A 24,418-nucleotide genomic window follows, 5' to 3' on the forward strand; every position below is an offset into this window, starting at 1 on the left:
AAATGGAAGAAGGTAAGATAAGGGTAGGTATTACTCACGGAGATATAAACGGAGTGGGCTATGAGGTTATTTTAAAGACCTTTTCCGACCCGTCCATGCTGGAATTGTGTACACCTATTATCTATGGTTCACCGAAAGTAGCGGCATACCATCGTAAGACAATGGATATTCAGACTAATTTCAGTATTATCAATTCGGCTTCGGAAGCTCAGGATGGCCGGGTGAATATTGTGAACTGTATAGATGATGAATTGAAGGTGGAATTGACCCGCCCTACTCAGGAGGCTGGAAAAGCGGCTCTTTCTGCTTTGGAAGCAGGACTGGAAGAATATCGTGAAGGCTTGTTTGATGTGCTGGTTACAGCTCCGATTAACAAACATACGATTCAGTCGGATTCATTCCATTTTCCCGGACATACCGAATACATTGAAGAACGTGTGGGCGAGGGACAAAAAGCATTGATGATTCTTTTGAAAGGTGATTTCCGTATTGCATTGGTAACAGGCCATGTGCCGGTTGCAGAGATTGCAAATCATCTGACTAAGGAATTGATTATGGAAAAGATTGCTATTTTCCATCGTTCCTTGAAAAAGGATTTCGGAATAGATTGTCCGCGTATTGCTGTGCTTGCCTTGAATCCTCATGCAGGCGACGGTGGCCTGATTGGTAAGGAGGAACAGGAAATAATCATTCCTGCCATCAATGAAATGATAGCAAAAGGTATTCAGTGTTTTGGTCCTTATCCGGCTGATGGATTTATGGGAGCTGGAAACTATCGCTATTTCGATGGAGTATTGGCAATGTATCATGATCAGGGATTGGCACCGTTTAAGGCGTTGGCTATGGATGAGGGTGTAAACTTTACTGCCGGACTGCCGATTGTACGTACATCTCCCGCACATGGCACTGCTTACGATATTGCCGGTCAGGGTATTGCTTCGGAAGATTCCTTCCGTCAGGCTATTTATGTAGCTTTGGATGTATATCGTAACCGCTGTATAGAGGAAGAAATCAGTGCGCGTCCGTTGCGTAAACAGTATTATGAGAAACGTGACGACAGCGATAAGCTGAAGTTGGACTCTATCGATGAAGAATAAATACAGAAATATATTTTTGGTGTTTGGCATAGCGGCAATAGCCGTTATGCTTTTCACTTTTGATGTGTCGTATACCGAACTGGCCGAGAGTGTACGCAGGGCTGGTCTTTGGTTTCCGGTGGTAGTCTTGCTCTGGATGCTGATTTATGTGCTGAACGCAGGTGCATGGTATATTATTATACACGATGGATTCAAAGGGGGAAAAATTCCTTTCTGGCGTGTATACAAATATACGGTAACCGGTTTTGCCCTGAACGCAACCACACCTGTGGGATTGATGGGAGGAGAGCCTTACCGTATTATGGAACTGACTCCATATGTGGGGGTAGAAAAGGCTACATCGAGTGTGATATTGTATGTGATGATGCATATTTTCTCTCATTTCTGTTTTTGGCTCTTTTCTATCGGACTGTATGTCGTACTGCATTTTGATTATCTTACGACGGGTATGTCTGCTTTTCTTGGTTTGTCCGGACTGTTTTGCCTCTGTGGCGTGTATTTCTTTACAAAAGGATATCGCTCGGGACTTGCCATGCGAAGCATTGGACTGTTGCAAAAGGTACCTTTTCTGCGGAATTGGGCTACGGGGTTTGCACAGCGGAAGAAAGATGCTTTGGAACGGGTAGATGCTCAAATAGCCGAGTTGCATGGAAAGCATCGTATTACGTTCTACTCTTCGCTAGGAGCAGAATTCTTTGCAAGGGTGTTTTCGTGTGCAGAGATTTATTGTATTTTGCTGATTTTTACGGATGCAATCAGTTACTGGGACTGTATTCTGATATTGGCATTTACTTCTCTGTTTGCCAATGCTCTTTTCTTTTCACCTATGCAGTTGGGTGCCCGTGAGGGAGGATTCGCTTTAGCTGTAGGAGGATTGGCCTTACCTTATGCTTATGGAGTATATATGGGACTGATTATGCGTGTGCGCGAACTTATCTGGATTGTTGTAGGTATCGGACTGATGAAGTTTGGTAACCGCCGTCCGGTAGAAAGTGAAGAATATAAATAGCTATAAAGTATCATGTCGTTTGAATCGTTGAAAAAAGGAATTAAGTCTACGCTGAAATCGGAGGATACAGAAGGATTTTTTGAAATTTACGTGACCCGTTCTTGTGGATATATCTGGGCTTTGTTTTTCAAAAAATTACATGTACATCCCAATGCTGTGACCATTATATCCATTGTACTGGGAGCATTGGCTGGATATATGTTTTATTTTGACGATTTGTATCATACGCTTTGGGGGATTTTCCTGCTGATATGGGCAAACTGGTACGACTGTGCCGACGGGCAACTGGCAAGAATGACGGGGCAGAAAAGTCTGCTGGGACGTATCTTAGATGGATTTGCCGGTGATGTATGGTTTTTCTCTATCTATTTCTTTATTTGTTTGCGCTTGAATGAAGAATGGGGATTATGGATTTGGTTGCTGGCAGCATTTGCCGGACTGATATGTCATAGTAAGCAATGTGCACTGGCCGATTATTATCGCAATGTGCATATATTCTTTCAGAAAGGTGCCGATAAATGTGAATTGGATTCTTCTGTAGTACAGAAGGAGAAAATGAGAAAACTTTTGTGGAAAGAAGCATGGTTCGAGAAGATTTATCTCTTCTTTTATATCCGATATACTCGCAGTCAGGAGCAAATGTCGCCCGCTTGTCAGCATTTACTGAAAGCATTAAAGACAAAATATGGAAATACTTTGCCTGTTGAGTTGCGCGAAGAATTCCGTCGTGGAAGTAAGCCGCTGATGAAATACACAAATATTCTGACTTTTGATACAAGGGCACTGGTACTCTTTGTCGTGATGCTGGTCAAAGAACCGTATCTGTATTTTGTGTTCGAAATAACAGTCTTGAATGTTCTGTTTTTCTATATGCGCTATAAGCACGAGAATTTATGTAAGAATATTGAGAAAACATATTGTTGAAATGAAAAAAGAAAGGAACATAGCACTGATTATGGCTGGAGGTTCGGGCGACCGTATGGGAACTGATACTCCAAAGCAATTTGTATGTCTGGGAGGTGTTCCTGTTATTTTATATACATTGAAAGCCTTTCAAGAGCATCCGGAAATAGATGAAATTGGTGTTGTCTGTGTGCCGGGTTGGGAAGACTTTGTGCGCGAACTGGCTCAGAAACATGGCATTGACAAATTGAAACATATTTTTGTCGGGAAAAAAAGTAGTCATGAGTCAGTGCGGGCAGGAATGGAAGGATTGTGTGAAGTGTGCGATATGAAAGAAATTGTACTTGTGCATGACGCGGTACGTCCTTTTATCTCTGCACAGATTATTACCGATAATATTGAGGTCTGCCGAACAAAAGGGAATGCTATAACGGCTGTATTGGATAATGAAGCGTTAATGTACAGTACAGACGGTGTGGCATCGGAAAAATATTTCCCGCGAGAAGTGATGTATAAGGCACAGACTCCTCATACTTTCAGGCTGGAAGACCTGAAAGAGGCCTATGAAGAAGCAGATAGAAAAGGAATCTGTGCGCAGTCGCTTTATACACTTATGGCAGAACTGAAACGGTATCCGCTGTATATTGCAAAGGGGCACAGACTGAATATGAAGCTGACTGTACCTGATGATATTTTGGTCTTTGAGGCCATATTATCTATAAAAACAAAACTATAATAATTATAAAACCAACAAACGTAGAAAAATGAAATCGAAAGGAACTTCATTGGTTGACAAGCAGTATATTATTCCGTTTATACTTGTAACCTCACTTTTCTTTTTATGGGGATTTGCCCATGCTATTCTGGATGTGATGAACAAACACTTTCAGGAAGCGCTTGATATTACGAAAGCTCATTCGGCCTTTATTCAGGTAACGATGTATATGGGGTATTTTGTGATGGCAATTCCGGCAGGATTATTTATCAATCGTTTCGGATATCGAAAAGGTGTAGTGTCTGGACTTATTCTTTATGGAGTAGGAGCTTTGCTGTTTATTCCAGGGGAGTATATTGCTTCGTTTAATGCTTTTCTTTTTGCTTTGTTCGTAATCGGATGTGGACTGGCTTTTCTGGAAACAGCGGCTAATCCTTATGTGACGGAACTGGGAGCAAAGGAAACAGCTGCAAGCCGTCTGAACTTTGCTCAATCGTTCAATGGACTGGGATGTATTTGTGCACCGATATTGGTAGGATTTATGTTGTTTTCCAGCGATGGGCAGGAGGGAAGTGGAAGTGTAGCTTTGCCTTATGTATGCATGGGAGTAATAGTATTGCTGGTAGCTGTTATATTTTCTCGTGTAAAACTGCCGGAAATAGAACATGCAATAGAAGTGGATTCGGAAGGACATAAGGTCAGTCTTTGGTCGCATAAGCTGTTTGTGTTTGGAGCTTTTGCTTTGTTTGCTTATGAAATAGGTGAGATTTCAATCAATAGTTTCTTCATCAACTACGTGGTAGAACAAAAATGGATGAGTGCCCGTGATGCCTCTTGGGTTTTATCGTTCGGTGGATTGGGACTGTTCATGGTTGGACGTTTTGTCGGTAGCTGGATTATGCGTCGGGTGCGTGCAGAAAAAATGCTGTTTGTATGTGCTACCGGAGTTGTATTTACTACGTTTGTAGTGCTGCTCGATGTGGGACTGATTTCGCTGGTTGCTCTTCTGTGCGGTTATGCTTTTGAAGCAATTATGTTCCCTACTATTTTTGCGTTGTCTCTGAAAGGACTGGGAAGCCATACCAAGCGTGCTTCTTCTTTCCTGATGATGTCTCCGGTGGGAGGAGTAGTTGGTCCGTTGTTGATGGGATATGTGGCCGATCAGACTACGATGGTATGGTCGTTTGCAGTTCCTTTCTGTGCATATGTATTTGTATGGTTCTATGCACGTAAAATGTTGTCTGTAGCTTGATTCGATAGAATAAGAAAGAGACCGTTTCAAAGTAAAAAAGATTATCCTAAACTATCTGTGCTAGATGGTTCGCAAGATGATAAACTTCTTTTTATTTTGAGACGGTCTCTTTTTGTATCTGTTTATTTATTCTATAGTTTTGCAGATGTTTTAATTTACCGATGCTAATCTTATGATTTTATGAAACACTGTACCAATTTGTTGAGGCTTTTATGTTTTTGTCTGGTTCTTTGTGCCGTTTCGGCCTTTGCCTCGTATCAACCCCGTTTTTCTACTGCTGGTTTCTATCAGCTTCCTGAAACCGGACGTAGTGCCTATAGTATGAATCCCGCCTGGAGATTCTTACGTGGGAAAATGCCTGGAGCTCAAAGTGTAGATTTTGAAGACAAGGATTGGAAACTGGTATCTTTGCCTCATGGCTTGGAACTGTTGCCCTACGAGGCAAGTGGTTGCATCAATTATCAAGGAGAGGCCTGGTATCGAAAGCATTTTACCCCACAGGAAGAATGGAAGGGAAAGCAGCTTTTCCTGCATTTTGAAGCAATTATGGGTAAGTCGAAGGTATGGGTAAACGGACAGTTGGTGAAGGAACACTTTGGAGGTTTCCTTCCGGTTATTGCAGATATAACATCCTATCTCCGTTATGGACAGGATAATGTGATTGCTGTGTGGACAGATAATTCAGATGACCCTTCTTATCCTCCCGGTAAGGCACAAGATATGCTTGATTTTGCTTATTTAGGTGGTATTTACCGTGATTGTTGGCTGGTGGCACATAATAGAGTATATATTACCGATCCTAATTATGAGGAAGAAGTAGCTGGTGGTGGTTTGTTCGTTTCATTTGGAAATATCTCGGATGTAGAAGCTCAGGTCCGTCTGGATGCTCATCTGCGAAATGCATCGTCTGCAATGTTTACAGGCAAACTGATATACCGCTTATGCGATAAAGATGGAAAACTGGTAGCTATGACCGAAAAGAATGTAAAGCTCCGCTCTGGTAAAGCGCAACAGTTGTCTGCAGAAATGAAGGTACAGCAACCTCATTTGTGGGAACCTGATTCTCCTTATTTGTACGATTTGTTTGTGTATGTCAAAGATCGGAATGGAGATACGGTGGATGGATACCGCAGAAGAATAGGGATACGAAGTATTGAGTTCAAAGGAAAGGACGGATTTTGGCTGAATGGAAAACCTTATCCTTTCCCTTTAATTGGTGCCAACCGTCATCAGGATTTCGCTGTGATAGGCAATGCGTTGCCAAATAGCTTACACTGGCGTGACGCAAAAAAACTGAGAGATGCAGGGCTTCGGGTAATTCGTAATGCACATTATCCGCAGGATCCTGCATTCATGGATGCTTGCGATGAGTTGGGACTTTTTGTCATTGTCAATACACCAGGCTGGCAGTTCTGGAATGAGGAACCAGTATTTGCGCGTCGTGTATATAGTGATATACGTAATATGGTACGTCGTGACCGTAATCATCCTTCTGTATGGATATGGGAACCCATTTTGAATGAAACCTGGTATCCGGAAGATTTTGCCTGTAATGTAGTTAATATTCTGAAAGAAGAGTATCCCTATCCTTATTGTTATGCAGGATGTGATGTGACAGCTAAAGGACACGAGTATTTCCCGGTTCATTTTACTCATCCGTTGAATGGAGCAGGAGGAGCGTTTAATACGGATACAATGGATCCCAAAATCAGTTATTTTACCCGGGAATGGGGCGATAACGTGGATGACTGGAATTCTCATAATTCTCCAAGTAGGGTATATAGAGGATGGGGAGAAGTTCCAATGCTGATTCAGGCTCAGGGATATGCCAAGCCTTCTTATCAATATACTTGTTATGATGCTTTATATCGTACATCCCGTCAACATGTAGGTGGTTGTTTATGGCATTCGTTCGATCATCAGCGAGGTTATCATCCCGATCCGTTTTATGGAGGGATAATGGATGCATTCCGTCAACCTAAATATTCTTATTATATGTTTTGTTCGCAGCGTCCGGTACAAGAGAATCCGGCTTTAATAGCAGAGAATGGTCCGATGGTATATATTGCTCATGCCATGACTCCTTTTTCACCTAAAGATATTACCGTATATAGTAACTGTGAAGAAGTACGGTTGACGTATTGTAAGGAAGGGAAAACGTTTACTTATCGTAAACCGGCAGATGAACAAGGTATGCCTTCTCCTATAATTACTTTTCCCGGGGTTTTTGATGTCATGGATGATAAGGCACTCTCTCGTGAAGCAAAACAGGCTGATTCTTATTTGCTGGCAGAGGGACTTGTAGGTGGCAAGGTAGTAGCTACACATAAAGTGGAACCAGCACGCCGTCCATCTAAATTAGTGCTGTGGGTAGACAATGAAGGAGTGGACATGGTAGCTGATGGTTCGGATATAGTGACAGTAGTAGCAGCTATAACCGATGAAAAAGGAAATATCAAACGCCTGAATAACGGAATGATAAAATTTGAAATAGAAGGAGAAGGCCGGTTGGTGGCTGATGAACGTACATTTACTAATCCAAGGGCTATTTCGTGGGGGACTGCTCCTGTGTTAGTGCAGTCAACTACGGTACCGGGAAAGATTCGAGTGCGTGCTTCTATGTGTTGGCAAGGTATTCATACACCTCAGTTGGCAGAAATAGAGATTACTACTCATCCTGCTTCTGGAGAGTGGATAGCCGATCAAGAAGAATTAAATCTGCTTCATTCTGTACAAAAATACCGTATAGAGCATCAGAGTGTAGAGGTTGACAATGATAATAGACAGAAGAAAATGCGTTTAAAGGAAGTTGAGAAGCAGCAAAGCGATTTTGAGTAAAGATTTAAAATAGCATTATATAATTATAAAAGAAAAGAGTGTATCCACTGAATAACTTATAATGGATACACTCTTTTTTTATGTTATAAAATCTCTGGATGAAGATTACTGTTTTCTATGATTTGAAGGACTTCTTCTTCACTGCCGGAGAAAGGACCTGATTTTTCAATTTTCAGAGTAGACAATGCAGCAGCAAAACAGCCGGCTTCTTCATATGAAGCTCCTTTGTTTCTCATATACAGATATCCCATTACATAGGTATCTCCACAACCGGTAGCATCTACTACTTCTTTGGGTGGATAAGCTGGTATTCTGTAAAATTTACCGTCTGCATAAATCAGAGAACCGGAACTTCCCAATGTGAGCAAAACTTCTTTGACTCCCCATTCTGCCAGTCGGATAGAGGCTTGTTGATAGTCTGATAGTCCGGTCAACACTTCTGCCTCGTGTTCGTTTACTTTCAGAATATCTACATATTGCAGCATTTCTTTTTTGTTTGCCCAATCTATAGCGTGAACATTCTCTCCTCTTACTTCACGTAAATATCCTTGTGCATCGACAGAAAGTGTACCTTTTTTTGACAGATATTGAAGAACATCCAACGGAAAATCATCGGCCAACAGACTTCCCAAATGATAGAAACGGGCTTCTTCTCCTTCGAGGCCTTCTACTGTGAACGGATCGGCTTTAGCCAATACGCGTTGGGTACGGTTGTCCTGGTTTTCACCGTATGCATTTTCGAAATATACAGTATGCTTGCTGGGAAGCACTTTTACTTCTACTCCTTTGCTGCGAAGCTCTTCTACCGAAGCCATTTCGCTTGGTGCCAGTGCTGTTATCAGTTTATAATTTTGACTGTTCTGTAGGTGACGGATTCCGTGAGAAAAATAGTAGGCCGTTCCTCCAGGCATGTAAGTAGTTTGTTTCGGAGTAATTATCTTGTCTAAAGTGATGTGTCCGATGCAACAAATATCATTCATTGGCGTAAAGTCTAAAAATTTGCCCGCAAAGGTAGGCAATTTTTTAGACTTTTAAGAGATGTATGTTTGTCGTTTTATCTCATTTTATGGCAAATTTCTCATTTACAGGCTGATTTTATCAGTTAATGTAGTGAGTATATCTGTCAATGAAGCGTGAAAATGCAGGAATTCTCATCAATCCATATTCGAAAACCACGATACCGATGATGGCACATGAGGCGCCGAGTATGGCATCTATAACGTAATGATGTCCGGAATAAACGGCAGTAAACCAAATGCCAATCATAATGAAGGCAAAGATACCTCGTAGCCAGTTGCTGCATCTAGCCTTCAGTGAGTAATAAAAAGCTATTACCATATAGGCCGAATGGAGTGAAGGAACTGCTGCAAACACATTTGAGTTTCGGGCATAGAGGCTGTCGAATATAGAGAGTCCCGTCATTGCATCAAAACGTCCCAGTCCGGCTACATCGCCGGGAGTATTCAGTATGACTTCGAATCCGTATTTCATCACATACCAAGGTGGAGCTGCCGGATGAATGTAATATCCGGCAAAGCCAATCAGATTGACAAAGAGGAATACCAAAGCAAAGCGAAGGTATATGGCACGTTGTTTGGCAAAATAAAGTCCTAATCCGAATAGAATAGGTACGGGTACCCAGCACAGGTAGAATATACCAGCCATAAAATCCATTGCAGGACAGTTGTGAAGATGAAAATATTCGTTGGGGGTCAGTATCCCTTCTGTAGCTGTAGTTATACCAAACAGGCTTTTTTCTGCTTCATAAAGTCCTTGTACGTCAATAGGATTTACTTCGTAGTTGGGAATAATGCGCATCCAGTCGTATGAAATGCCGAATATGGCAAAAGGAAGAAGAGCTACTACGAGTTTGCGTGTAACGGAGCTGATCAGGAAAAGGGCAGCTATCAGTATTCCCATTCCGATGTGTTCCGGACGTATTCCCACAAATAAAGCCGTTACAAGCATCCAGGCTGCCAGAGACAAGACAAGCGTCAGGCTTTCCCTTGCAGTAGGTTTATTGTATAATGTATTCATCGGTTGGACTTATTTCTTGATTAACTGACGACGGCTGTATTCGATACGCGCAAAAGCTGTTACGTTGGCAAAGATGGCAATGAATCCCATCGGTACGATAAGGATAAGCATTGGGTCAAAAGACAAATCGGATGCTGTATGCGCTGTGATTCCACAAGCCAGTAGTCCGATGCAAGTCAGTACTACACGTTCCGGACGCTGCATGAATCCGATTTTGCATTCCAGTCCCAGACCTTCTGCACGAGCTCGTACATAGCTGACCATCAATGAGCCGATAAGAGCAGCAAATGTAATCACTGCACCTGCCAGTTGCTGATGTCCGAACAGACAGAAAATAATACCACCCAATGTGACCAGTTCGCTGTAACGGTCGAGCACAGAGTCGTACATTGCTCCAAAAGTAGAGGCCATGTTTCCGATACGTGCTACCTGGCCGTCCATCATATCAAACAAAGAAGATAATAAAATAATACCTCCAGCCCATCCTATGCAGGTAAAAGGCTCTTGTTCCGGGTGTGCACCGGCGTAGATAAGTATGCAGGCACCGGCCAGATTACCGAGAAATCCTATTGTTGTAACTACATTAGGAGTAATTCCTATCTTAATCATTCCATGAATAAGAGGATTGATGATTTTGTAGATGAGTTGCTGCAAGGCATCACGCATCTTTTTTGCTTGTTTTTTTATTTCCATATTTTATTCGTTTTATTTTATTCTTCAGTAATCTGTTGATGTGTGCATTTTTGAATACAAAAGTCCGATGTAAATTATAATTCCAAAGTACAGCTACCATTATTGCTGCAATAACTTTGGATAAAATGAAGGCTGTGGAAGAATTAAGTTGAATAAAGCCACTCTGCATGAGCAGGAATTCGGTAAGCAGGTAAGTTCCCCATAAATTTAGTCCGATGCTGCCAATCCATACCAATATATATTTGAATAAGACATTTGCCGGACTGCAGTCGTCGGTCCGGAATGTCCATTTGTAGTTAATGATACAATTTACCAGTCCGCCTGTTACTGAACCGATGAGTGTGGCATATACATAATACATTCCAAAAAACTGATTCAACAGAATAGACAACAGAAAATCTGTTACTGTCGCAATTTGTGCAGACAACTGTGCCCGCATAAACATGAATAGTCCTTTCCCTTGTCGGAATGATGTCAGTATATCTTTCACGCGAAGCAGAGTCTGTATAAATAAATTACAATAAAACCATATATTCCGGCCAGAATATCATCGGCCATGATTCCGAATCCGGAAGGCAAGCTTTCCATTTTTCTTACTCCAAGCGGTTTCACTATATCGAAAAAGCGGAACAATACGAATGCGGCCAGCATATATCCCCAATGAGCACCTTCCGGTACAGCCAGCAAGGCAATCCATGTGCCTACCATCTCGTCTACAACAACCCGTGACGGATCCTCTCCCCAATATTTTTCGACTACACTGGAAGACCATACTCCAGCAAAAGTAAATACCACAATTACAATAAAGGTAAGTACAGGGATGGAGATACAGTGGCTGAAGAGGAGGGAATATCCCCACCAAATGAGCATGGCAAGCAGAGCTCCGGCTGTTCCCGGTGCTATTGGACTGTATCCTGAACCAAATCCTGTTGCTATAAAATTATGGAATAAAGGCGCTTTTGGCATATTCTCTAATATCTTATGAATTTTAATTTGTCTCTTTTTGCAATTCGATTGAGCCTACAAAAGTACACTTTTTATTTTAAATGCAATTTCTAAAAATCTAAATTAATAATGGTTAATACTACATAAAAGACGGTCTATTTGTCATTTTTCGGGGTGTTGGATTTGTCTAAAAGAATTAAGAGCAGTAATTTCGCTTCGTTTTTCAAATATAAAGGGTAAAAAAGATTGTTTGTATGATAAAACGATTATTCCTGTTTGTGATAATGGCATGTGTCTGGACGCTTAATGTATGGTCTCAGATACACGGTGTTGTTATAGATTCGGATACAGGAGATCCTATTCCTTATTTAAATGTGTATTATGACGGGAAAGGAGTGGGAACAATAACCGATATTGACGGTAAATATTCTATTGACTATCGTCCGGGATGGACCAATTTGACTTTTTCAATGGTAGGATATACTACAAGGGTAGAAAAAGTGTCTTCCAAAACGCGTGAATTGAATGTAAGCATGCGTTCTGATTTAGTGCTTGATGAAGTCGTTGTGAAGCCCAAAAAGGAAAAATATTCCCGTAAGAATAATCCGGCAGTAGAATTGATGAAGAAAGTGATTTCCTCCAAGCAGCGTACCAGCTTGGAGAAGAATGACTTTTACAGTTATAATAAGTATCAGAAGATTACTCTTGCAGTCAATAACATTACTGCCGACTCCTTGCGCGAGTCATTCCTTTTCAAGAAATATCCGTTCTTTAGAGATCAGGTAGAATTGTGCGAAATGACGGGAAAGAATATTCTTCCTGTGTCGGTTGATGAAACGGTTTCACAGAAGGTATACCGTAAGGAACCGCATGCAGAGAAGACTATTATTCAAGGGATTAATTCTTCAGGTATCAATGAACTCTTCAGTACGGGAGATATGCTGACTACTGTACTGAAAGATGTATTCCAGGATATTGATATTTATGAAGACCGTTTCCGTTTTTTGCAGTATCCGTTCGACAGTCCGGTATCTGAAGCAGGTATCGACTTCTATAAGTTCTATATCATGGATACGGTGTATGTGGAAAAAGAACGCTGTTTCCATCTTACATTTGTGCCCAATAACTCCCGTGACTTTGGCTTTACAGGACATTTGTATATCCTGGCCGACTCTACCTATCGGGTGAAAGAGTGTACGTTGAATCTTCCGAAGAAGACTGACATCAACTTTGTGGATAATATGATTATAGACCAGAAGTTTGGTGAACTTCCTACCGGCGAATGGGCCCTGATGGAAGACGATATGCTGTGTGAATTGTCTTATCTGAAAAAGGTATTGGGCTCGTATCAGGTAAGGCGAACGACGCGTTATTTCGATTTTAGTTTTGAACCCATACCCGAAAAGATATTCAAACGGAAAGGCAGTGAGGTGAAAGACGTCAATGCCATGATGCGGGATGACGCGTACTGGAATCAGTATCGTCAGGAGGAACTGAGTAAATCGGAGAGTAAGATGGGCTCGTTTGTGGATAATCTGACAAAAATAAAAGGGTTCAAGTATATTATGTTTGGTTTGAAGGCGCTGATTGAGAACTTTGTGGAAACCGGTTCGCCCAAGCATCCAAGTAAAGTGGACATCGGACCTATCAATACCATGATTACGAGCAACTATATCGATGGACTCCGTTTGCGTGCATCGGCACAGACTACGGCCAATCTGCATCCTCATCTCTTCCTGAAGGGATATTATGCGTATGGTTTCAAGGATCAGAAATCGAAATATATGGGTGAGGTGGAGTATTCTTTCAATAAAAAAGAATATTTGCCCCGCGAATATCCGAAAAACTCACTGACATTTACCTATCAGTATGATAATATGTTGCCTTCCGACAAATATATCAATACCGATAAGGATAACGTGTTTACTTCGCTGAAAGTGTCTACGGTAGACCAGTATAACTATGAGCGCAGAGCGATTGTGAAGTACGAACTGGAAAAAGAATCGGGATTGAAGACTACCGTTACGTTGAAACATGCAAACTACGAACCTTGCGGTATGCTGTTTTATCGTACTAATGCCGGAGAAAACCAGTTGCAGGAAGCTATTGCTGCCGGTGAGCTGACGGGAACAGAATGGGTGAAATCTCCTTTCAATGTACACGATATTACGGTATCCGAAGCAACTTTGGCATTCCGCTATGCACCGGGAGAAACCTTTGTGAATACCAAGCAGCGCCGTTTGCCTATTAATCTGGATGCACCGGTATTTACTCTGCAACATACCTTGGCGTTGAAAGGGGTGCTGGGAGGCGATTATACTTACAATGTGACCGAAGTAGGTTTCTATAAGCGTATCTGGTTGAGTTCGTGGGGAAATATTGATGCACGTCTGAAAGCGGGTATCCAGTGGAATAAGGTCCCGTTCCCTCTGCTGATTATGCCTGCAGCCAACTTGTCGTACATCATTCAGGATGAAACTTTCAACTTGATTAACAACATGGAGTTCCTGAACGACCGTTATGCTTCTTTGGATGTATCGTGGAACATGCAGGGTAAGTTGTTCAACCGTATTCCTCTGCTGAACAGATTGAAGTGGCGTGAGTTTATCGGGATTAAATGTTTATGGGGACAGTTGACTGATAAAAACAATCCGTTCCTTGAACAGAACCGTAACGACAATGAACTGATGATGTTCCCCGGACATTATGACCGTACAGGGCATTATAATTACTCCAGCAATGTGATGGATCCTAAGGTTCCTTATGTGGAAGTTACAGCTGGTATTCATAATATCTTTAAATTGCTTCATGTGGAATATGTACGTCGTTTGAATTACAACCATTTGCCTACAGCCAATAAATGGGGTATTCGTTTCATGATACGTACAGTATTCTGATTTTATAGATTTCTTTATTGTAAGGAGAACCAGTCGTTTTTCGATTTCGTCCGGTTATGACGAGAAGAGGAAAGCGACTGGTTCTTTTTTTATGACTGGATGAGGATGCTGCTTTATCTGTAAGGAGCGTGTTCGATACCATCCGTCTATGATAGCCGGCGTCGTTGTCTGTATAGCCGGCGTTGGCGTTTGTCTATTCAACGTCGCCGGCTGCAGAGCCATCGCCGTCGGCCGAACAGTTCTTCTGTTATCGGATACTGATGTTTTCATTGTCTTTGTCTGTAGTTGAAATTATGTCTTCCAGTCATTGACCGGAAATGTTCTGTGATATCATGTCAATACAGAAACGGCGGAGCAGGCATAAGATTCGGAAGAGGGTAGAAAAGAGTGAAAATCTATGCGGATTTATGCCTTTAGAGTTCGATTATTTTTGTATTTTTGCTGTCTATTGGAAGAGAATTTATGGTTAAATCGGAAATACAGAATATAAAGTTGCGCTTCGGGATTATCGGTAACTCTGAGGGATTGAACCGGGCTATTGATATCGCGATGCAAGTGGCTCCTACCGACTTGTCTGTACTGGTTACGGGAGAAAGTGGAGTCGGTAAGGAAAGCTTTCCGCAAATTATCCATCAGTTTAGCCGTCGTAAACATGGGCCTTATATTGCTGTGAACTGTGGTGCAATTCCGGAGGGAACTATCGACTCTGAGTTGTTTGGGCATGAGAAAGGTGCATTTACAGGGGCTATCAGCGACCGGAATGGATACTTTGCCGAAGCAAATGGTGGAACAATCTTTTTGGATGAAGTGGGTGAGTTGCCTTTGTCTACTCAGGCTCGTTTGCTTCGTGTGTTGGAGTCGGGTGAATACATTAAGGTTGGTTCCTCAAAAGTACAGAAAACAGATGTACGGATTGTAGCTGCTACGAATGTAGACTTTGCTACAGCTATAGCCGAAGGACGTTTTCGTGAGGATTTGTATTATCGTTTGAATACAGTGCCAATCAAGGTTCCTCCCTTACGTGAACGCGCGGATGATATTGCACTGTTGTTTCGTAAGTTTGCATCCGATTTTGCAGAGAAATATCGTATGCCTGCCATTCAGTTGACGGAAGATGCCAGACGGATGTTGGTTTCTTATTCCTGGCCGGGTAATATCCGACAGCTTAAAAATATTACAGAGCAGATTTCTATCATTGAAACAAATCGGGATATCAGTGCAGATATTCTGCAACAGTATCTTCCCGCACAAAATGTATCCCGTCTTCCGGCTTTGTTTGGAGGTAAAGCTGCAACATCGCAGAAAAGCTTTGAAAGTGAACGTGAAATCTTGTATCAGGTATTATTTGATATGCGTCGTGACGTGACGGAACTCAAGAAACTGGTACACGATATTATGTCGGAGCGGGCAGGAACACAGGTCAGTCATCCGGCACAGACTTCTTCTGTACAGTATATTCAGGAGGCGCCTGTCAGTATGATGCCTGAAACACCTGTTGTAATGACTCCTGTACCTGTGGTAAAGACATCGGTGCCTTTGGTCAATAATTATCCGGTAAACAGAACCGAAACTCCTGTAGAGGAACCCGATGTGCAGGATACTGAAGAATATATAGAAGAAAATTTATCACTGGATGAAGTGGAAAAAGAGATGATTCGTAAAGCTTTGGAGCGACATCATGGTAAAAGAAAAAATGCTGCAAAGGATTTGAAGATCTCTGAACGTACCCTTTATCGTAAAATCAAAGAATATGGTCTCGATTAAGAAATATTGGAAAATACTGTCTTCGTTTGTACTTGTTTCCTGTGTATTGGTAGCATGTACGGTTTCGTATAAATTCAATGGCTCATCTATTAACTACGATAAGGTGAAAACCATTTCGTTTGAAAATTTTCCTAACCGTTCGGCTGCTTTCGTATGGGGACCGATGGAGTCTATGTTTAACGTAGCTCTTCAGGATAAGTTTATGCAGCAGACTCGTCTGAAACAGGTTCGCCAGGGAGGAGATTTGGAACTTTCGGGTGAGATTACCAATTACGATGCTTACAATAAAGGTATCGGTTCGGATGGTTATTCTACCATGGCCGAATTGCGTATGACAGTGAATGTACGTTTTGTCAATAATACAAACCATACAGAAGACTTTGAACAGCAGTTTTCTGCCAGTCGTGAGTATAATGCCAGTCAGCAGCTTTCAGCCGTACAGGAGGAATATGTAAGTCAGATGATTGATGAAATTGTAGAACAGATATTCAATGCAACTGTAGCTAATTGGTAATATGATACAACAGCGTTTGCAGGAATGGATTGCACATCCGGAACTTTTGGATAGAGAGAGTCTGGGCGAACTGAGAGGTTTGTTGGCACGCTATCCGTATTTTCAGACTGCGCGTTTGCTCTATCTGAAAAACTTGTTTCTTCTGCAAGATCCGGACTTTAAAACCGAATTGCAAAAAAGTGCTTTATATGTCGCTGACTTGAGTTTGCTGTTTTATTATATAGAAGGAGAACGCTTTGTAATTGGTAAGCATGGTGAAAAAACAGCAGAGAAAAATGCTGAAAGTACGGATCGAACTTTAGACTTGATTGACCGTTTTTTGTCGGAACTTCCGGCACAGACAGCTAAAGAACTTTCAATACCTCAGGAAGTGAGTATTGATTATACTTCTATTTTGCTTCAGGAGGATGCTCAACCGGAAGTGACAGTTCCTTTGAAGAATCAGGAGCTGATAGATGATTTTATAGAAAAGCAGAATCTTCAATCGTCTGTAGATGAACATCCTGACTCGGAACAAACTGTGGATTTGGAAGAAGAAACAGAAGATACTGAACCTGAAAAGGTAGAGGGAGAGGAGTTGGATGAAAGCTATTTTACAGAAACTTTGGCTAAAATTTATGTGAAACAGCATAGATACGATAAAGCATTGGAAATTATTGAAAAATTAAATTTGAAATATCCGAAAAAAAACATTTACTTTGCAGACCAAATTAGATTTTTACAAAAATTGATTATTAACGCTAAATCAAAATAGAAAATGTATTACTTATTAATTGGATTGATTGTACTTGCAGCTGTACTGATGTGCTTTGTAGTATTGGTACAAAATTCTAAGGGAGGAGGTCTTTCTTCTAGTTTTGCTGCTTCAAATCAGATTATGGGAGTTCGTAAGACTACAGAATTTATTGAAAAGTTGACTTGGGGATTGGCTATTTTCATGGTAGTGTTAAGTATTGCTACCTCTTATCTTGTTCCTACTACAGTAGAATCTTCTTCTGTGATTATGGAACAGGCTATTGAAGAACAGAAAACAAATCCGTTGAATGCTCCGGCTGGATTTGCTGCTCCTCAGCAAGACGCAACTGATGCACCTGTAGCACCTGCTGCAAAGGACTCTGCTGCTAACTAATAATATAATCATATAGTGCAAGCGCGATTTCTCTTTATTTATTGAAGAGGAATCGCGTTTTCTGTTTCTATTATATAGATTACATTGTAAATGTATATATAGCTTTCTATTATGTATTTGTGCAGAGGCTATGGTTTAATGCGTTGGGGTATTGAAGGGAGTGTGGGGCGTTTGTAAATAAAAGTTTTGTTTGACACTGAAGCAATAGTATTGGATAGATAAAGTTATACATGCTTCTGTATTTGAAATAATTCGGTAAAAGAAAAATCTCAGATTGGAAGTTGGCTTTTTATTTTTATAAAGGTCTTTACATTAAAAAAGGCATCCTTTTTGAGGATGCCTTTAAACAATCTATCTTGGGTAAGATTATTTCTTGAAATATCTGTTGTACAAGCCTTCGAAACCTTTTCCGTGACGAGCTTCGTCTTTAGCCATTTCGTGAACTGTATCGTGAATAGCGTCCAAATTCAAAGCTTTAGCGCGAGTAGCAATACGTTTTTTGTCTTCGCAAGCACCGCATTCAGCGTTCATACGTTTTTCCAAGTTTGTTTTTGTATCCCATACGCAGTCACCCAACAATTCTGCAAATTTAGCAGCGTGTTCTGCTTCTTCCCAAGCGTAACGTTTGAAAGCTTCAGCTACTTCAGGATAGCCTTCGCGGTCAGCCTGACGGCTCATAGCCAAGTACATACCAACTTCTGTACATTCACCCATGAAGTGGTTGTTCAAGTCTTTGATCATTTCTTCGTCACAACCTTTAGCAACACCGATTACGTGTTCGTCTACAAACTGCAAACCGCCTTCTGCAGCTTCTTCCATTTCTTTGAATTTAGAAGCAGGAGCTTTACACAATGGGCATTTTTCAGGAGCTGTTTCACCTTCGTGGATGTAACCACATACAGTACAAATAAATTTCTTCATAATCACAAAGTTTTTTAAGTTAGTTGTTAATTTTTTCCTATTTAATTTTTTGAGGATTTTGCTGCACATTCACTGCAAACTCCTTTGTAATATCGATGAGTTTCGTTTATTATAAACCCTTTATCTTCCAGGGTTTTTACTTCTTCTGTTTCTTCTTTATAAGGGACATCATAGATCTTTCCGCAAACTTTGCATTGGAAATGGGCATGTGCAGAAATTTCTCCGTCAAAGCAGGCATTTCGTTCGTCGATCGTTAGCATTTTGGCTGCACCGTGTTCGATAAACAACTTTAGCGTGTTGTATACAGTAGTTTTCGATAAAGTTGGTATCTCTTTACATAAAGCCAAATAAATCTCATCAATGCACGGATGAGTTTTGTGCTTGAGCAAATAATCCATAATAGCTATGCGTTGTACGGATGGCTTGATGTTATAACTAAGCAAATATTCGTAAACGTTCATGTTATATTTAGATTTTTGTAATTGTTACAATTTTAATTCAAAGGCAAAGATACAAACATTTTCTTAAATAACAAGATGCAAGCCTAAAAAATAATATCTTTTTAATTTTGTTCAATTCTATGTATAATAGAATTTATATAATCAACGTTTTACTGGTTTCTTTGGTTCATTACAAGAACTGTTATTTTCATGGATGGGCTTTTATTGTACATTAATTGATTTTGAGTGTTTCTTTTCACAAAGAGTTTTATTGGATGCTTTTTCCGGCTTTTTCGTTTTTAATTCTTACCTTTGTTTTATATAAGTAAGGATATATGAAATTGGGTTTTGTAAAAGTAGCGGCTGCTATTCCTTCAGTGAAGGTGGCCGACTGTTTGTTCAATGCGCAACAAACCGAGAAACAGATAATTCAGGCAGAGGAGAAAGGTGTACAGATTATTATCTTTCCGGAGCTGAATCTTACCGGATATTCTTGTGGAGATTTGTTTGAACAGGGACTTCTGCTCGAACAGGCAGAATTTGCCTTGATGCAGATTATGAACAATACTCGCCAACTGGATATCATTTCCATTGTGGGATTACCGGTAGTGGTAAATTCTACTTTGCTGAATTGTGCTGTTGTCTTTCAGAAAGGAAAAATTTTAGGAGTAGTACCAAAGACTTATTTACCTAATTATAAGGAATTCTATGAGCAACGTTGGTTTGCTCCCTCTACAGCTCATTCTGATGATACTGTAGTCCGTCTGTGTGGACAGTTGGTTCCTGTAAGCGCCAACCTGTTGTTTGAGACTTCCGATGTATGTTTTGGAGTTGAGATCTGCGAGGATGTATGGGCTACGATTCCGCCTAGCTCTACATTGGCATTGAAAGGAGCAGAGATTATTTTCAATATGTCTGCCGATACAGAAAATATCAGCAAGCACCAGTATTTACGTTCTTTGTTGGCTCAGCAGTCGGCACGTTGTCTGGCCGGATATGTATTTGCTTCTTCCGGTTTTGGTGAGTCGACTACCGATGTAGTTTTTGCCGGTAATGCTTTGATTTATGAAAACGGTTCTCTGTTGGCTGAATCCGAACGCTTCTCATTCGAAGAACAATTGGTCATCAGTGAGATTGATGTAGAACGATTGCGCGGCGAACGATTAGGCAATACAACTTTTGCCGCAAGTGTACGGGCTTACAGTCAGCAGCCAGTAAAGCGTGTTTGCGCTGAAATGGTCAATGTGAAAGACTTGCATCTGACACGTCCGGTAGAGCCGCATCCTTTTGTTCCTGCGGGTGGCAAACTGCTTGACGAACGTTGTGAGGAGATTTTCTCTATCCAGGTAGCTGGTTTGGCCAAGCGTTTGGTGCATACACACTGCAATACAGTAGTGGTAGGTATTTCCGGAGGACTTGATTCTACACTGGCTTTACTGGTATGTGTGAAAACGTTTGATAAACTGGGGATGTCCCGTAAGGGAATTGTAGGTATTACAATGCCTGGTTTTGGAACTACCGATCGTACCTACCATAATGCACTGGATTTAATGCAGTCTTTGGGAGTTACCACTAAAGAAATCAGCATTAAGGATGCATGTATTCAGCATTTCAAAGATATAGAGCATGACATTAATGTACACGATGTCACTTATGAAAACGGTCAGGCTCGTGAGCGTACACAGATTCTGATGGATTATGCCAATAAAGTAGGAGGATTGGTTATCGGTACCGGCGATTTGTCTGAACTGGCTTTGGGATGGGCTACGTACAATGGAGACCATATGTCGATGTACGGAGTGAATGCCAGCATACCTAAAACACTGGTTCGCTATCTGGTGACTTGGGTAGCCGAAACAGGAGTCGATGCAGAGTCACGTGCTACTTTGCTTGATATTATTGATACTCCAATTAGTCCGGAGTTGATTCCTGCCGACGAAAACGGAAACATAAAACAGAAAACGGAAGATTTGGTAGGTCCATACGAGTTGCACGATTTCTTCCTTTATCATTTCCTGCGCTTTGGCTCTCGTCCTGCTAAGATTTTCTATCTGGCAGAGATAGCCTTTAAGGATGTTTATGACCGCGAAATTATCAAGAAATGGCTGACTACTTTCTGCCGTCGTTTCTTCAATCAGCAGTTCAAGCGTTCGTGCCTGCCTGACGGTCCGAAGGTTGGTTCGGTATCGCTTAGTCCGCGTGGCGATTGGCGTATGCCGAGTGATGCAAGTTCGGCATTGTGGCTGAAGGAGTGTGAGGAACTCTGAATATCAGATTAAACTATTTTTTATTGATTATAGCTGCAATTCTTGCCTGAAGGTCTTCGGACTTTTATTTCAGGAGAGAATTGCAGTTTTTTTGTGTAAATATGAAGGTATGATATTGAAGTATAGAAATGTTTATTTATCAGATTATTCTGTATGCAATAACGTATTTCGTTCTACGATGTCGTCCGCATAGCCGATGACGTTGTCCGTATAATCGGCGTCGTTGGTTTTGCAGCCGACGTCGGCGGCTATAGAACATTATTCGTTTTGTGTAAAATTTATTATAAAATGATACGGTAAAGTAAGAGTTCGTAGAGTTTTCACTATCTTTGCAACAGATTGGTTATAGCTTGGTATACTATAATTTAAGCTTTATGAAATTTTGTATACTATTGTCTGTGTTTTTCCAGTCTTTATATGTAACTGTGTAATCAATAAAATCTTATTATATGAGTAAAGTAATTATTAATTCGTACGAAGAATTTGAAAAACTGTTGGGGCAGCAGATTGGTGTATCCGAGTGGCTGGAAGTTTCTCAGGAACGTATTAATCAGTTTGCTGATGCAACTTTAGACCATCAGTGGATTCATGTTGATGTTGAAAGAGCTAAAGCAGAAAGTCCGTTTAAGAGCACTATCGTACACGGTTATCTTACCCTTTCATTGTTGCCTTATTTCTGGAATCAGATTATCGAGGTGAACAACTTGAAAATGATGGTAAACTACGGAATGGATAAAATGAAGTTCGGTCAGGCTGTGTTGTCAGGACAGAAAATTCGTATGGTAGCTCATTTGCATTCACTGGTAAATTTGCGTGGTACTGCAAAGGCTGAAATTAAGTTTGCTATCGAAATAGAAGGAGAAAAGAAAAAAGCACTCGAAGGTATTGCTACTTTCCTTTATTATTTCAACTGATTGTAGACTCATGAAATAAAAGGAAATGCCATTCGGCGCGTAAGCGAAGGATGGCATTTTTTATGTATATATTATGCTGACAAAGAATGAATTGGATACTTGTCTCTGTAAATGGGCAGAAGAGTATCATTGTAGTGATTTTATAGCGGCTGATCCGGTACAGTTTCCGCACCGGTATACGGTGAAAGAAGACATCGAAATCAGTGGGCTGCTGACAGCGGTATTGAGTTTTGGTAACCGGATTCAGATTCTGAAGAAAGCCGATGAACTGGATAGAATCATGGGGCATGCACCGTTGACTTATGTTTTATCCGGAAAATGGAGAGATGATTTTCCGGAATCGGATGGTCGTAGCTTTTATCGTATGCTGTCTTATGCCGATGTTCGTGGATACTTTGAAAAACTATATAGAGTATATGCTGCAGGAAAAACACTGGAAAATGCTTTGAAGGAATACAAGGGTATCCCCATGCAGCAACTGTGTAGTTTTTTAGGAGTTTCCGATCGCAGTCCTCAGAAGAAACTGAATATGTTTTTGCGTTGGATGATTCGTACCGGTTCGCCGGTAGACTTTGGTATCTGGTCTACTATGTCGGCTTCGCAACTCGTCATACCTTTAGATACTCACGTGTGTAGGGTGGCCTATCAGTTGGGGCTGACCGAAAGTGCTTCCTTTTCGCTGAACAATGCGAAAAAGATTACAGCCGCACTGGAAAAAGTGTTTCCCGGCGATCCTTGTCTGGGCGATTTTGCTTTGTTTGGTTATGGAGTAAATCACAAAGAATAAAAGCTTTTCTTATCCCCAATCTTATCGCCGCATAAAGTCGGTTTTGGTACGGAACAAATAGCGGATTTTCATACCTATGCTCCAAAACGGGCGAGCCATATCGAAGAACGGGAATATGCAACAAAGATTTTCCTGCAAGTCTTTTGCTGTATTTCGGAAAACTATCATCAGGCATGCGAAGCGTATCAGCCAAAGCAGAAAGGCTATGGCTACTCCCGTCCACCACTGTTGGAAAATGCTTAATGCTAAAGCACAGAGTGTAGTTAACTGGAAAAGAATGCATGTGCCGGTTTCTATGGCATTCATCAGTCGGGAAACACCTTTGTAATAGTGTCCGGTAACTAAATGATTCATTTGTTCTTCGTACCAGATGCGTTTAAAAGGAGGTACCGGCATGCGGACGATACTTTCAGCTTCTGTAGCCACTTGTGTATTTTCTTTTCTTGCTACAGCATTGATAAACAGGTCATCTTCTCCACGTTGCAGTTGTAAGTGGTCGGAGAATCCTTTGTGACGTTCGTATAGGCTTTTCCGGTATGCTAAGTTTCGTCCTATACCCATATACGGACGTCCGGCTAAAGCACTGCCTAAGAAACGTAAAGAATGGAAGAACTCGATTGTTGTAATTTTACGTGCAAACCATCCGGATTGAGGCAGGTAGTTGCTATACCCTAATACGATATCAGTCTTGTCATCAAAGTGACCAGCCATACTTTTCAGCCAGTTCTTGCTTGTCGGACGACAATAAGGCTCTGTAAAGACAAGCCATTCGTATCGGCTAGCGCGTATTCCCATTGCTATGCCAAGCTTTTTCCGGCTCACATATCTGGCACTTTCCGGGATGAAGCTCTGATAAAGATTCTGATAACGTAAAGACAGGCGTTTCAGTATGTCATCGTCTTCACCTGCCGACTTATCATTGATAACAATAACTTCAAACTCCGGATAGTCCTGTTCGAGAATAGCCGGAAGATTTTCTTCTAATGCTTTTCCTGAGTCTTTGGTGACAATAATCACTGAAACGGGAGGATATTGTATCGGAGCAGAGGAGGTGTTGCGGCGAGCACAGTGGATACGGTTGTATACGCCAAAGATATAATATAACTGGATTAGAAATAGTATTCCACATAACCCAATGGATAGGGTAGAGAGTGTACAGATATCAGTTGCTTCCATTGTTTATTTTTCATTGAACGGTGCAAAAGTAATGAAAAATATCGGGCTGTGTTCTCTTTAAAAAGAAAAAGACTGCTTCATGCAGAAACAGTCTTTTATAAAATATAGATAGAGTTATAT

22 protein-coding genes are annotated in these 24,418 nt (G+C 41.1%); 14 read left to right on the top strand and 8 right to left on the bottom strand.

The genetic code is table 11. The annotated features are described in order from the left end of the window. Positions 1-2 precede the first annotated feature (2 nt). The 6 genes from pdxA (at position 3) to O6P32_RS09190 (ending at position 7,814) form a co-directional block, all read left to right on the top strand. The gene (pdxA, locus tag O6P32_RS09165) at positions 3-1,097 is read left to right on the top strand and encodes a 4-hydroxythreonine-4-phosphate dehydrogenase PdxA (RefSeq protein WP_269878147.1); all 1,095 of its coding nucleotides are present in this window, start codon (positions 3-5) and stop codon (positions 1,095-1,097) included. Then, on the top strand, positions 1,087-2,106 hold the full coding sequence (locus O6P32_RS09170; RefSeq protein WP_269878148.1) for a lysylphosphatidylglycerol synthase transmembrane domain-containing protein: 1,020 nt from the start codon (positions 1,087-1,089) through the stop codon (positions 2,104-2,106). Before pdxA ends, O6P32_RS09170 begins: the two co-directional genes overlap by 11 nt. A 12-nt stretch (positions 2,107-2,118) precedes the next feature. Then, positions 2,119-3,030: a CDP-alcohol phosphatidyltransferase family protein gene (locus tag O6P32_RS09175; RefSeq protein WP_269878150.1), complete on the top strand. Its 912-nt coding sequence runs from the start codon at positions 2,119-2,121 to the stop codon at positions 3,028-3,030. A 1-nt stretch (position 3,031) separates the two neighbouring features. Next, a complete protein-coding gene (locus tag O6P32_RS09180; RefSeq protein WP_269878151.1) occupies positions 3,032-3,745 on the top strand; it encodes an IspD/TarI family cytidylyltransferase in 714 nt (237 codons plus the stop codon). A 28-nt stretch (positions 3,746-3,773) separates the two neighbouring features. Beyond that, on the top strand, positions 3,774-4,976 hold the full coding sequence (locus tag O6P32_RS09185; RefSeq protein WP_269878152.1) for a sugar MFS transporter: 1,203 nt from the start codon (positions 3,774-3,776) through the stop codon (positions 4,974-4,976). A gap of 180 nt (positions 4,977-5,156) precedes the next feature. Continuing rightward, entirely contained in the window at positions 5,157-7,814 is a 2,658-nt protein-coding gene (locus tag O6P32_RS09190) for a glycoside hydrolase family 2 protein (protein ID WP_269878153.1), read from the top strand. 83 nt (positions 7,815-7,897) lie between these two features. Here O6P32_RS09190 and O6P32_RS09195 read toward each other — a convergent pair whose 3' ends face one another. From O6P32_RS09195 to O6P32_RS09215, 5 genes are all read right to left on the bottom strand, one after another. Then, complete coding sequence (locus O6P32_RS09195) at positions 7,898-8,794, bottom strand: PfkB family carbohydrate kinase (protein ID WP_269878155.1); 897 nt, start codon at positions 8,792-8,794, stop codon at positions 7,898-7,900. A gap of 118 nt (positions 8,795-8,912) precedes the next feature. Continuing rightward, complete coding sequence (locus tag O6P32_RS09200; RefSeq protein WP_269878156.1) at positions 8,913-9,851, bottom strand: phosphatase PAP2 family protein; 939 nt, start codon at positions 9,849-9,851, stop codon at positions 8,913-8,915. Positions 9,852-9,860: 9 nt separating this feature from the next. Next, positions 9,861-10,544 carry a CDP-alcohol phosphatidyltransferase family protein gene (locus O6P32_RS09205; protein WP_269878158.1) on the bottom strand — a complete coding sequence of 228 codons (684 nt, stop codon included), beginning with the start codon at positions 10,542-10,544 and terminating at the stop codon, positions 9,861-9,863. Beyond that, positions 10,510-10,989 carry a GtrA family protein gene (locus tag O6P32_RS09210; RefSeq protein ID WP_269878264.1) on the bottom strand — a complete coding sequence of 160 codons (480 nt, stop codon included), beginning with the start codon at positions 10,987-10,989 and terminating at the stop codon, positions 10,510-10,512. Before O6P32_RS09210 ends, O6P32_RS09205 begins: the two co-directional genes overlap by 35 nt. 41 nt (positions 10,990-11,030) lie before the next feature. After that, positions 11,031-11,510 carry a phosphatidylglycerophosphatase A family protein gene (locus tag O6P32_RS09215; protein WP_269878159.1) on the bottom strand — a complete coding sequence of 160 codons (480 nt, stop codon included), beginning with the start codon at positions 11,508-11,510 and terminating at the stop codon, positions 11,031-11,033. 233 nt (positions 11,511-11,743) lie between these two features. On the opposite strand from O6P32_RS09215, the gene O6P32_RS09220 reads away from it, so the two are divergent. From O6P32_RS09220 to secG, 5 genes are all read left to right on the top strand, one after another. After that, positions 11,744-14,386, top strand: coding sequence for a DUF5686 and carboxypeptidase-like regulatory domain-containing protein (locus O6P32_RS09220; RefSeq protein WP_269878161.1), 2,643 nt, complete (start codon positions 11,744-11,746; stop codon positions 14,384-14,386). A gap of 462 nt (positions 14,387-14,848) precedes the next feature. Next, entirely contained in the window at positions 14,849-16,150 is a 1,302-nt protein-coding gene (locus tag O6P32_RS09225) for a sigma-54 interaction domain-containing protein (RefSeq protein WP_269878162.1), read from the top strand. After that, on the top strand, positions 16,137-16,664 hold the full coding sequence (locus O6P32_RS09230) for an LptE family protein (RefSeq protein WP_269878163.1): 528 nt from the start codon (positions 16,137-16,139) through the stop codon (positions 16,662-16,664). The genes O6P32_RS09225 and O6P32_RS09230 overlap by 14 nt, the downstream gene beginning before the upstream one ends. A 1-nt stretch (position 16,665) precedes the next feature. Then, entirely contained in the window at positions 16,666-17,418 is a 753-nt protein-coding gene (locus O6P32_RS09235; protein ID WP_269878164.1) for a tetratricopeptide repeat protein, read from the top strand. A 3-nt stretch (positions 17,419-17,421) separates the two neighbouring features. Then, positions 17,422-17,793: a preprotein translocase subunit SecG gene (gene secG / locus O6P32_RS09240; protein WP_269878165.1), complete on the top strand. Its 372-nt coding sequence runs from the start codon at positions 17,422-17,424 to the stop codon at positions 17,791-17,793. 366 nt (positions 17,794-18,159) lie between these two features. Here the strand turns inward: secG and O6P32_RS09245 are convergent, their stop codons facing one another. Further along, positions 18,160-18,714, bottom strand: coding sequence for an NADH peroxidase (locus O6P32_RS09245; RefSeq protein ID WP_269878166.1), 555 nt, complete (start codon positions 18,712-18,714; stop codon positions 18,160-18,162). A 41-nt stretch (positions 18,715-18,755) separates the two neighbouring features. After that, entirely contained in the window at positions 18,756-19,175 is a 420-nt protein-coding gene (locus O6P32_RS09250) for a Fur family transcriptional regulator (RefSeq protein WP_269878167.1), read from the bottom strand. Between the two features lie 314 nt (positions 19,176-19,489). Here O6P32_RS09250 and O6P32_RS09255 point away from each other — a divergent pair, with 314 nt between their 5' ends. From O6P32_RS09255 to O6P32_RS09265, 3 genes are all read left to right on the top strand, one after another. Continuing rightward, positions 19,490-21,421, top strand: a complete 1,932-nt coding sequence (locus O6P32_RS09255) for an NAD(+) synthase (RefSeq protein ID WP_269878168.1) — start codon at positions 19,490-19,492, stop codon at positions 21,419-21,421. Positions 21,422-21,870: 449 nt separating this feature from the next. Continuing rightward, positions 21,871-22,335, top strand: coding sequence for a MaoC family dehydratase (locus O6P32_RS09260; RefSeq protein WP_269878169.1), 465 nt, complete (start codon positions 21,871-21,873; stop codon positions 22,333-22,335). 73 nt (positions 22,336-22,408) lie between these two features. After that, positions 22,409-23,122 carry a TIGR02757 family protein gene (locus O6P32_RS09265; RefSeq protein WP_269878170.1) on the top strand — a complete coding sequence of 238 codons (714 nt, stop codon included), beginning with the start codon at positions 22,409-22,411 and terminating at the stop codon, positions 23,120-23,122. Positions 23,123-23,143: 21 nt separating this feature from the next. On the opposite strand, the gene O6P32_RS09270 is transcribed toward O6P32_RS09265, so the two are convergent. After that, the gene (locus O6P32_RS09270; RefSeq protein WP_269878171.1) at positions 23,144-24,298 is read right to left on the bottom strand and encodes a glycosyltransferase; all 1,155 of its coding nucleotides are present in this window, start codon (positions 24,296-24,298) and stop codon (positions 23,144-23,146) included. Positions 24,299-24,418 lie beyond the last annotated feature (120 nt).

Source organism: Phocaeicola acetigenes (genome assembly GCF_027529745.1).
Classification (GTDB): domain Bacteria; phylum Bacteroidota; class Bacteroidia; order Bacteroidales; family Bacteroidaceae; genus Phocaeicola; species Phocaeicola acetigenes.